This window comes from Flavobacterium frigoris PS1 (genome assembly GCF_000252125.1).
GTDB classification, from domain to species: Bacteria; Bacteroidota; Bacteroidia; order Flavobacteriales; family Flavobacteriaceae; genus Flavobacterium; species Flavobacterium frigoris_A.
In genome coordinates this window covers 1-11,029 of record NZ_AHKF01000034.1, presented here as the reverse complement: position 1 = coordinate 11,029, position 11,029 = coordinate 1, and the positions used below count along the sequence as shown (strand labels likewise).

The 11,029-nt window shown below is 34.9% G+C and carries 9 protein-coding genes; all 9 read left to right on the top strand.

Going from position 1 to position 11,029, the window contains the following annotated elements:
• The first annotated feature begins 94 nt into the window (after positions 1 to 94).
• The 9 genes from HJ01_RS16765 (at position 95) to HJ01_RS16725 (ending at position 10,839) form a co-directional block, all read left to right on the top strand.
• Entirely contained in the window at positions 95 to 973 is an 879-nt protein-coding gene (locus HJ01_RS16765) for an alpha/beta fold hydrolase (RefSeq protein WP_007139703.1), read from the top strand.
• A 29-nt stretch (positions 974 to 1,002) separates the two neighbouring features.
• A complete protein-coding gene (locus tag HJ01_RS16760; protein WP_007139702.1) occupies positions 1,003 to 1,608 on the top strand; it encodes a 2,3-bisphosphoglycerate-dependent phosphoglycerate mutase in 606 nt (201 codons plus the stop codon).
• Positions 1,609 to 1,690: 82 nt separating this feature from the next.
• Positions 1,691 to 2,431, top strand: a complete 741-nt coding sequence (locus HJ01_RS16755) for an HAD-IIB family hydrolase (protein ID WP_007139701.1) — start codon at positions 1,691 to 1,693, stop codon at positions 2,429 to 2,431.
• 65 nt (positions 2,432 to 2,496) lie between these two features.
• Positions 2,497 to 3,471 carry an ATP-dependent 6-phosphofructokinase gene (locus tag HJ01_RS16750; RefSeq protein ID WP_007139700.1) on the top strand — a complete coding sequence of 325 codons (975 nt, stop codon included), beginning with the start codon at positions 2,497 to 2,499 and terminating at the stop codon, positions 3,469 to 3,471.
• A 10-nt stretch (positions 3,472 to 3,481) separates the two neighbouring features.
• Entirely contained in the window at positions 3,482 to 5,887 is a 2,406-nt protein-coding gene (gene ppsA / locus HJ01_RS16745; RefSeq protein ID WP_007139699.1) for a phosphoenolpyruvate synthase, read from the top strand.
• Positions 5,884 to 6,234, top strand: coding sequence for a phosphomannose isomerase type II C-terminal cupin domain (locus tag HJ01_RS16740; protein WP_007139698.1), 351 nt, complete (start codon positions 5,884 to 5,886; stop codon positions 6,232 to 6,234). Before ppsA ends, HJ01_RS16740 begins: the two co-directional genes overlap by 4 nt.
• Before the next feature lie 37 nt (positions 6,235 to 6,271).
• On the top strand, positions 6,272 to 7,309 hold the full coding sequence (locus HJ01_RS16735) for a pesticidal protein Cry7Aa (RefSeq protein ID WP_007139697.1): 1,038 nt from the start codon (positions 6,272 to 6,274) through the stop codon (positions 7,307 to 7,309).
• 81 nt (positions 7,310 to 7,390) lie between these two features.
• Positions 7,391 to 9,715 (top strand): glycosyltransferase, encoded by a 2,325-nt coding sequence (locus HJ01_RS16730; RefSeq protein WP_007139696.1) that lies wholly within the window; start codon positions 7,391 to 7,393, stop codon positions 9,713 to 9,715.
• 125 nt (positions 9,716 to 9,840) lie between these two features.
• A complete protein-coding gene (locus HJ01_RS16725; protein WP_040474099.1) occupies positions 9,841 to 10,839 on the top strand; it encodes a 2-hydroxyacid dehydrogenase in 999 nt (332 codons plus the stop codon).
• Positions 10,840 to 11,029 lie beyond the last annotated feature (190 nt).

Genomic DNA, 11,029 nt, shown 5'->3' with positions numbered 1-11,029 from the left:
TAACCATTGGCTAAATAATCGAAGAAAAGGTTAATTCTTTAACTAGATATATTTTTATAAAAATAATAGCAAAAGCTTTCTAAAACTCGGCAAAATGACATTGTTAATAATCTTTTTAGTATTAATTCTTCCTATTGGAATTATTGCTGGTTACCAATATTTTAAGGTGATAAATGCCCCAAAATACAATCCTGAAACTATGTTACTGAATTATGAAATTTTAGGTTCTGGAACAACAAAATTGATTTTAATACATGGTTTAACTGGCTCAAAAAACTATTGGAAAAGAGATTTGGATAGTATTACTAAAACGCACAAGTTATTATTGATAGATTTATTAGGTTTTGGTGAATCACCAAAACCTAATAGTAGTTATTCACTTTCCGTACAATTAAACGCACTTGAAAAAATAATTAAAAAAGAAGGGTTCAATGATGAAAAAAAAATTATTGCAGGACATTCTATGGGAGCTATAATTTCATTAGCACTTTTAGAGAAGCATCCCAATTGGTTTACAGCAGGCGTTTTTATAAGCATACCTGTTTACATAGACAAAGACGAATTTAAGAGGATTATGTCCAAACATTCGTTTATGGATAGAATTTCAACCAGCAAATTTTCTAAATACATTTGTATGATTCATCCCGTTTTTATGTCGAGTGCATTTAAACCCGCAAACCTTACAGATGATGTATATGAAGATGCAAAAAAACATCATTGGCAGAGTTTTAATTATTCACTCAATGAAGTAATTGTTAAAACTGATTTATTCGCTTTAGTCAAAAACATAAAAGATAAAGATGTATTATTCATTCACGGAAAAAAAGACACAACAGCACCTATCGAAAATACTTTAAGCTTGTCGAAGGAATTTACAAACGCAAAAATTGTTACTTCTAATGAGGGTGATCATCAATTTTTTCTAAAAGAACCAAATTTTGTATGGCAAACTATTCAAGAATTTAGCAATTAAAAAAAACATTTAGAAAAAACAACTAAATAATGTCAACACTTATCATTCTTCGCCATGGACAATCTACTTGGAATCTTGAAAATAGATTTACAGGTGAAGTTGATATTGACCTTTCTCCGTATGGAGAAGCGCAAGCAAAACAGGCTGGAATTTTGCTAAAAAACTATAATATAAAACTTGCTTTTACTTCAGTTTTGAAACGTGCGATACGTACTTTATCAATAGTATTAAAAGAAATTGACATGGGAATACTCGTTTTTAAGTCTAAAGCCCTAAACGAAAGAAACTACGGCGATTTACAAGGATTAAACAAAACCGAAACCGAAAATAAATTTGGCGCTGAGCAAGTGCATGAATGGAGAAGAAGTTTCAATGCTCGTCCTCCCAATGGAGAAAGTCTAAAAGATACTTTTGAAAGAACGATTCCATATTTTCTAAAAGAAATAGAACCACAGCTCCAAGCCAATAAAAATGTGCTAATAGTTGCTCATGGTAATAGTTTGAGAGCTATAATGATGTATTTGGAGAAAATCAGCGAAACAGAAATCGCATATATTACCCTAGCTACAGGCATACCGAGAGTTTATGAATTCACCTCTGATATGAAATTGCATGCGGTTCATTATCTATCTTAAACAATCCTCTTTATACAGCATTAAATGAAGATGTTTTTTAAAAATAGTATTTAAAAAAAAATGAAATAACAAACAAAGCGCTATGAAAAAACTGGTCATTTTTGATTTAGATGGTACTCTTGCAGAAAGTAAATCTCCGATTGATGCCGAAATGCAAGTGCTGTTGCAAAAATTGCTCGGTATAATGAAAGTAGCGGTGATCTCAGGTGGTGATTGGCCGCAGTTCAAAAAGCAACTGCTATCCGAATTTGCAATAAATAATAATTTTAACAATTTATTCCTATTACCTACTTGTGGAACTAAATTCTATGAATATAATAATGGTTGGAGCAAATTATATTCTGAGGATTTCTCGACAACAGAAAAGGCCAAAATAGTTCATTCGCTGGACGAAGCTGCCGCAACCATTGATTTAAAAATAGTTAAAAAATGGGGCGATGTTGTTGAGGATAGAGGAAGCCAGATAACCTTTTCAGCGTTGGGACAAGATGCACCTTTGGAAATAAAGAAACAATGGGATTCCTCTTTTACGCAACGAAAAAAAATAAAGGCGATACTCGATAATCTTATTCCAGAATTTACAATACGCTTGGGTGGCACAACATCGATTGATATCACAAAACTTGGAATAGACAAAGCGTACGGTATCATAAAGTTGCAGGATATTCTCGGAATAGCTTTGAATGAAATGGTTTTTATTGGAGATGCTCTATTTCCTGGAGGAAATGATTATCCCGTCAAAGAATTAGGAGTCACTTCAATTAAAGTAAGTAATCCAGAAGAAACCAAGAAGATTATTAAAACAATTATTGCCATTGCATAGAAAACTACAAATACCAGCCCTGCAATTGATGCAGTGAGAATGGAAAATAATATAAATAAAGAGAAATGAATACTAATAGAATTAAACATGTAGGCGTATTTACATCTGGAGGCGATAGCCCGGGAATGAACGCTGCTTTGTATGCAATAGCAAAAGCAGCGGAAAAGAATGGTATAAAATTGACAGGTATTAAAAAAGGATATGAAGGGTTGATAGATGGAGATTTCACAACATTGAAATCATACGATTTACAAAAATTGGTACATACTGGAGGTACCGTTCTAAAAACAGCAAGAAGCAAACGTTTTATGGAATTGGAAGGACGTAAAAAAGCATTGCAAACCCTACATACAAACCATATAGATGCCTTGATAGCCATAGGAGGTGATGGTACTTTTAAAGGTTTATTAGCATTTTCAGAAATTTGTGATATTCCATTTATAGGCATTCCTGGCACTATCGACAATGATATTTCTGGTACAGATTATACACTGGGTTTTGATTCAGCGGTAAATACAGCAATCGAAAACATAGATAAAATACGTGATACCGCTGAATCGCACAATCGGATTTTTATAGTCGAAGTTATGGGGAAAGATTCTGGCTACATTGCCATTCATTCAGGGTTGACCACTGGCGCAGATGCCATACTAATTCCAGAGAGTGGCAAAGATTTTATATATTTATTAGATAAGGTAAAAAATTACGATAGCGAAGATGCTTTTCTTGTCGTAGTTTCTGAAGGCGATGAAATAGGTGCAGAACTTCTAGCGACAAAAATAAAGGAAATTAATGCCAATGTTGATTTGCGAATTACACGATTAGGACATGTACAACGTGGTGGAAATCCATCTGCGTTAGATAGAATGTTGGGTGTTCGTTTGGGAGTAGCAGCAATTGATGTTCTTTTGCTAGGTAAAAAAAACGTAATGGCTGGTGTTTTAAACAATCAATTGCATTTTACCGTTTTTGAAGAAGTAGTCAAACAACATCAAGTAAATGATGAACTACAAGAGCTTTTAGAATTAATTACAAATTAAATAAAGACTAATGAAAACATATATCAAATATTTTAACGAAATAGGCATTAATGACATCACACAAGTTGGAGGTAAAAATGCTTCACTTGGCGAAATGTATCAAAATTTAGCTGATAAAGGAATTGCAGTGCCAGATGGTTTTGCCCTTACCTCAGATGCGTATTGGGATTTTCTCGACTACAATGATTTAAGGAACAAATTGATTGATGCGTTGTCGAAACTTGATACCAGTGATTTTGCTAACCTTCATCAAGTTGGGGGAAAATGTAGACAATTGATACTAAGTGGCTCGTTTCACAAAGAACTAAAGGAAAAAATAAAGGAAGGATATAATTATCTAACTACGAAATATGGTGAAAAAGTTTCCTTTGCTGCACGAAGTAGTGCAACTGCTGAGGATCTTCCAAATGCAAGTTTTGCAGGTCAGCAGGAAACGTATTTAAATGTTACCGGTATCGATAATCTATTGAAAGCTTGCCTACGTTGCTATGCTTCACTTTATACCGATAGAGCCATTAAATACAGAACAGACAATGGCTTTGAGCATTCAAAAGTAGCGCTCTCGGTAGGAGTCCAAGTAATGGTTCGTTCAGATAAAGCCTGTTCAGGCGTAATGTTTTCGCTTGATCCAGACACAGGGTTCGAGAAAGTAGTTTTAATCGCCGGAGCTTGGGGCTTGGGTGAAAACGTAGTGCAAGGTAGTGTAAACACCGATGAGTTTTTAGTATTCAAGCCGTTCCTAGGTAAAGTGAAGCAAGCCATTATTTCGCGAAAGTTGGGAACGAAGGAAAAAACAATGATCTATTCAGAAAAATCGGTTCAGGATATACTAAAGCCCGAAGATGCAATTATTAACTTAGATACTTCCTTGGATCAACAACAGACTTTTATATTAAGTGATGTAGAAGTGACTAAATTGGCACAATGGGCAGTATTTATAGAACAACATTACAAAAGACACATGGATATAGAATGGGCAAAAGACGGTGCGACTGGTGAACTATTTATAGTACAAGCCAGACCCGAAACTGTCCATAGCCAAAAGTCAAAAAATACCTTGTTCAAAGAATATAAAATTAAAGAGAAAGGGAAACTAATTTGCAAAGGTATTGGTCTTGGAAATAGTATTGTATCGGGAAAGGCTCGATTACTAAAATCACCTTCCGAGATGGATAAACTAGCTAAAGGGGAGATATTGGTAACGGGTAGAACGGACCCTGACTGGGATCCAGTACTTAAAAAAGCGGGCGCAATAATAACTGACCAGGGAGGAAGGACTTCACACGCAGCCATCGTGGCTCGCGAAGTGGGCGCAACTGCCATTGTTGGTACAGGCGATGCCACCCGAACAATAAAGGACGGGCAACTTATTACGGTTTCCACCGCTGAAGGAAATACGGGATTCATCTACGAAGGGAAAGCTAGCTGGGATGAAAAGGAAATTGACCTTTCAAAAATAGTAATACCTAAAACTGATGTGATGCTTATACTCGGCGACCCAGATAAAGCTTTCTCATATTCCGTCTTACCTAATGAAGGTATAGGATTAATGCGCACGGAATTCATCATCAATAATGCGATTCGGATTCATCCAATGGCACTGCGTCATTTTGAAAAAATTACAGATGAAAAGGTACGTCAGGAAATTGAAAAACTGACACACTATTATGCTGACAAACAGGATTATTTCATCCAGAGATTAGCAGAAGCAACTGCCAATATTGCGGCAGCTTTCTATCCGAAGGATGTGATCGTAAGAATGAGTGATTTTAAATCTAACGAATACGCAAACCTAATTGGTGGACATCAATTTGAACCCAAGGAAGAAAACCCGATGATTGGTTTTCGGGGAGCTTCCCGTTACTACCATCCACTATACCGAGAAGCGTTTGAAATGGAATGTAACTCAATGAAATTAGTTCGGGAAGATATGGGCTTTACTAATGTAAAATTGATGCTTCCTTTTGTCAGGAATGTAGCGGAAGCTAAGAAAGTCATCCAGTTGATGGACGATAAAGGATTAAAAAGAGGTGTTGACGGGTTGCAACTGTACATGATGCTCGAAATACCGAGCAATGCCCTTTTAGTTGAGGAATTTGCTAAATATTTTGATGGTTTTTCAATCGGCTCAAATGACCTTACACAACTCACACTGGGCGTCGATCGTGACTCCGAATTACTGAGCGAGGTATTCGACCCTTTCGATCCTGCCGTTATGCAATTGATTAAAATGGCTATTGAAAAGGCAAATGCACTTGGGGTAAAAATTGGTCTCTGTGGGCAAGCTCCTAGTGATTATCCAGATTACGCCCAATTTTTAGTGGAGTGTGGGATAGATAGTATTTCGTTTAATCCAGACGCTTTGCTAAAAGGAATGGAGAATATTGTTATGGCAGAAAATAAATTAAAAAAATGAAAATATATAAAGAAGAAAGACCTTGGGGAAACTTCGAACGCTTCACCCATAATGAGATAAGCACGGTAAAAATACTCACTGTGAATCCAAACGAAGAACTAAGTCTGCAATTTCACCATAATAGAGATGAATTCTGGAAAGTAATAGATGGAACAGGAATTTTCACAATTGGAGATAAAACCAAAATTGGTAAGAACGGTGATGAATTTTTTATTCCAAAAGAAACCGTACACCAAATAAAGACTTCCGATACTTCAGTAACCATAATTGAAATAGCCTTTGGAAATTTTGATAAAAATGACATAGTTAGGTTAAAAGACAAATACAATAGGACTAAACCTGAATAAATTTTTTAAAAAAAATTTATTCAATTAAAACAATACTATGATAGCAGTAGAAAAACTAGGAGTTATACTAAGTCCAACAGATAAACTCTTTGAAAATCATGGAGTACTAAACCCAGGAATATTCCAGGAGGGTGAACAAGTACATATTTTTTACCGAGCTGTGGAAGATGGCAATTTTTCAACTATTGGCTATGCTAGGTCGAAAGGATCGTTCGAGATTGTTGAAAGGCTTGATCGACCATTTATTTCCAGAGATTTTACTTATGAAAAACATGGCGTTGAAGATCCAAGAATAGTTAAAATCGAGGGGCTTTATTATATGACATATACAGCCTATGATGGAATCAACGCTATGGGTGCTTTGGCAGTTTCGAAAGACCTAAAACATTTTGAAAAAAAGGGAATTATAACTCCACCTATTAATTATAAAGAATATAAGTATCATATTGAACACTGTAATCAGGAAAAGTTGAACCCAAAATATTATCACTATTATAATCTTTTTGCCCAAATAGGACTGGTAGAGGAAAAACATAGGCTTTTAAGGGATAAAGATATTGTGCTCTTCCCCAGAAAGATTAATGAAAAATTTGTTATGCTTCATCGCATCTGGCCTGGTATTCAGATCGTGCAATTTGAGAAGTGGGAAAATCTAACCAAAGAATTTTGGGAAAATTATTTAAAAGACCTCTCCTCCCATATAGTTTTGGATCCACTGTATAATTTCGAAGTAAACTATCTCGGGGCAGGTTGCCCACCCATTGAAACAGAAGACGGTTGGCTAATGATCTACCATGGTGTTTGTGAAACCAACATCGGAAAAACCTATCATGCCGCTGCTGCTCTTTTGGATATAAATGACCCTGAAAAAGTAATTGCCCGCTTACCTTATCCCCTATTTTCCCCAGAAGCGGAATGGGAATTAAACGGTGTGGTAAACCACGTTGTATTCCCTACTGGAACGGCCTTGTTTGATGATGATCTCTATATCTATTATGGGGCAGCAGATAAACATATTGCCGTTGCCAAGTTAAGTTTAAAACAATTATTACTTGAACTAAAAAAACATCCTTGACAGGAAAATAAACCAAACAAGGCTTCAAAAAGTAACAACTGAATTAAAGTAACAAAACCTATTAAATAAAAAAACTAAATTATGGACGCAAATCTAAAAATGATACTCATTTCTTCCTTTCCTCCTAGGGAGTGTGGCATTGCGACCTTTTCGCAGGATCTTTCCAATGCCTTGAACACCATCTATGGCTGTACACTACCTGTCGAAATATATGCCTTGGAAAACGATATGGAGCGATGTAAAGACAGAGATGATATTACAGATATATTGTACACTCCTATTTTGACCGAATATAGAAGAATAGCCAATGTTATAAATGAACGGAATGATGTAGGAATGGTTTGTATACAGCATGAGTTTGGGCTTTTTGGAGGAGACTATGGAGAACATATTTTGTCATTTATGCTGGCCGTAAACAAACCATTAGTTACGGTTTTCCACACGGTATTACCCAATCCAGATAGCAAAAGAAAGAATATCATTGAGGCCATAAATAATTTTTCAGAAAAATTAATAGTACAAACCCATAACTCCCGAAAAATATTAATCGATGAATATGGGATTTCTTCAGAAAAAATTAAAGTAATTCCTCATGGTACGCACATTGTCCTGTGGAAAGATAAGATGGCTCTAAAGGAAAAATTTGATTTTCAAGGTAAAGTTGTCTTGTCCACCTTCGGGCTAATCAGTGAGAACAAAAATATTGAAACTGTGCTTTATGCACTGCCACAAATTGTGAAAGAACATCCTAATGTCTTATTTTTGATTTTGGGTAAAACTCATCCAGAAGTCTTTAAGAAAGAGGGGGAACAATATCGTGAAAAATTAATTTCTATTATAGACAATCTCAATCTTCAAAGCAATGTAACGTTTATTAATAAATACCTAGAACTTCAAGAACTGATGGAATATCTCAATTCATCAGATATATACCTGTTTTCTTCTAAAGACCCTAATCAAGCAGTAAGCGGAACGTTTGTATATGCGATGAGCACAGGTTGTCCGGTGATATCAACACCTATTCCACATGCAAATGAGTTAATTGATGGGTCAAACGGAATATTACTACAGGGGTTTCATGATCCAGCACAGTTTCAAAAAGCTATTCTCTATTTAATTGAAAATAAAGAGGAAAGATTAAGCATGGGAAACAATGCATTTTCCAAAATGCGCGCTACAAGTTGGCAAAACGTTGCAATTGGATATGGCAAAGTGTTTGGAGAAATCACCAACAAAGAGGAACATTTAAGCTATCAACTTCCTCCTATAAACCCAAAGCACATTCAAGAACTCTCTACCCATTTTGGCATGTTGCAATTCTCTCATTTTAGCACACCAGATCCCAGTTCAGGCTATACTCTTGATGACAATGCTAGAGCATTAATCGCTATGGTAATGTACTATAAGACTAATAACGATAAACGAACATTAAAGTTGATAACCAGTTATTTGAGCTTTATAGATACTGTACAACAAGATAATGGTTGGTTTCTAAATTATGTAGGGTTTGACCAAAAAATAACAATTCAAAACCAAGAAGTTAATCTAGAAGATGCTAATGGTCGCGCTTTATGGTGTTTAGGTTATGTGCTTTCAAATAGTCAATTTTTACCAATGGCTATTACCGTAAATGCAGAAAAATGTTTTCAAAAAGCATTGCCAAACCTAGCAAATTTTATTTCGCCTAGAGCTATTGGTTTTGCTTTAAAAGGGCTTTACTACTTTCATAAAACTTCTAAAACTAATATTGAAAAAATAACACAACAGCTGGTAGATAAATTAATGCGGTACTACGAGCTAACTTCAGAGCCAGACTGGAATTGGTACGAAGATTATCTTACGTATGCAAATAGTGTGGTGCCCGAAGCTATGATGTATGCCTATTTAATTTTAGGAAACAAAAAATATAAAGAAATAGCAGAAGTGACCTTTGACTTCTTGTTATCGCATTATTTTATGAAAGGAAAAATCCAAGTAATATCTAATAATGGTTGGTTCCACAAACGCAATCAACGTACTTTTTATGGTGAACAGCCTATTGAAGTAGCATACACCATTTTTACTTTGGAATTATTTTTTGAAGTAACACAAAAAAGTAAATACAAAGAACAATTGCAAATTGCCTTTAGTTGGTTCCTTGGCAATAATCATCTTAATCAAATTATGTACAACCCTGTTAATGGATCCTGTTATGATGGTTTGGAAAGAGATCATATAAATATTAATCAGGGAGCGGAGTCATCAATTTGTTATTTTATTGCAAGATTGCATATGGATCGTTGGGTAACTAAAAGAACAGCCCTTTCTCAATTAGAAGAGAATAATCTATTTTTATGTGGTTGTAATGATGAAAAACAATGCAATCAACCTAAACACAGGATAATTAAAAAACATTTAGTTATATAATACAAAAACGAAGTTTAAGTTGAGTAGTATCTATACAAAACACCTTTTAAATATGTTTAAATCCGTAGTAAAATAAAGAATTAAAGATCTCATAAAACTATTTGGTTTACAAAAACGAAAATAAAATGAAAACAACTATATTCAGTACGCATCAGTTTGAAGAGCCCTATATTATTAAGGCAAATAATAGTAGTATACATCAATTAAAATTGCTTGAAAATCGTTTGACTGAAGATACCGCCATTCTTGCTACAGGTTCTAAAGCTGTCAGTTTATTTACGAGTGACGATGCCTCGGTAAAGGTTATCGAAAAATTAAGTGTTTTGGGTGTCAAATATATTGCCCTTCGTACAGCTGGGTATAACAACGTAGCTATTGAAAAAGCTACTGAATTGGGAATCAAGATTTCTCGGGTTCCTGCCTACTCCCCTTTTGCTATCGCAGAGCACACAATGGCCTTGATACTAGCATTAAACCGCAAATTGATTAAAGCACATAATAGGGTTCGAGATCAAAATTTTTCATTAAATGGACTCACGGGTTTTGATCTTAATGGAAAAACAGTTGGTGTTATTGGAACAGGAAAAATAGGTGCTGTAATCATAAAAATACTTCATGGGTTTGGCTGTAATATTCTTGCTCAAGATGTAGTTGCAGATAAATATTTAGTAGATAACTATAACGTACAATATGTGGATTGCGAAACGCTTTGTAAGCAATCAGATATAATAAGTTTACACGTACCATTACTACCTTCAACCAAACATTTAATTAACGCTAAACACATTAATTTAATGAAAAACGGTGTAATGCTTATCAATACCAGCCGCGGTGCATTAGTAGATACCAAGGCTGTCATTAAAGGATTAAAAAGTGGAAAAATCGGATATTTTGGAATGGATGTCTATGAGGAAGAGGAAGGATTGTTTTTTGTAGATCATTCTGAAGATATTTTACAAGATGATGTCATAGCCCGATTAATGACTTTTAACAATGTATTAATTACAAGTCATCAAGCTTTTTTAACGGAAACGGCTTTGACCAATATAGCCGAAACCACTATTTATAATCTAGATTGTTTTGAGAAGGAAACGCTCTCTGGAAATGAAGTTATAATTGCATAATTAAATAAATCGATAAAAAATGAAAAACATATTAGTGCCTACAAATTTCTCTAAAAAATGCACGAAAGCAGCACGGTTGGGCATTGAAATGACAAAATTATAGAATTCTGAAATTCACTTTTTACAACTAAGAAGTTTTCCCCATCAGTTCACGGGGCCAATAATAAAAATACATCTTTCAAAATGAACA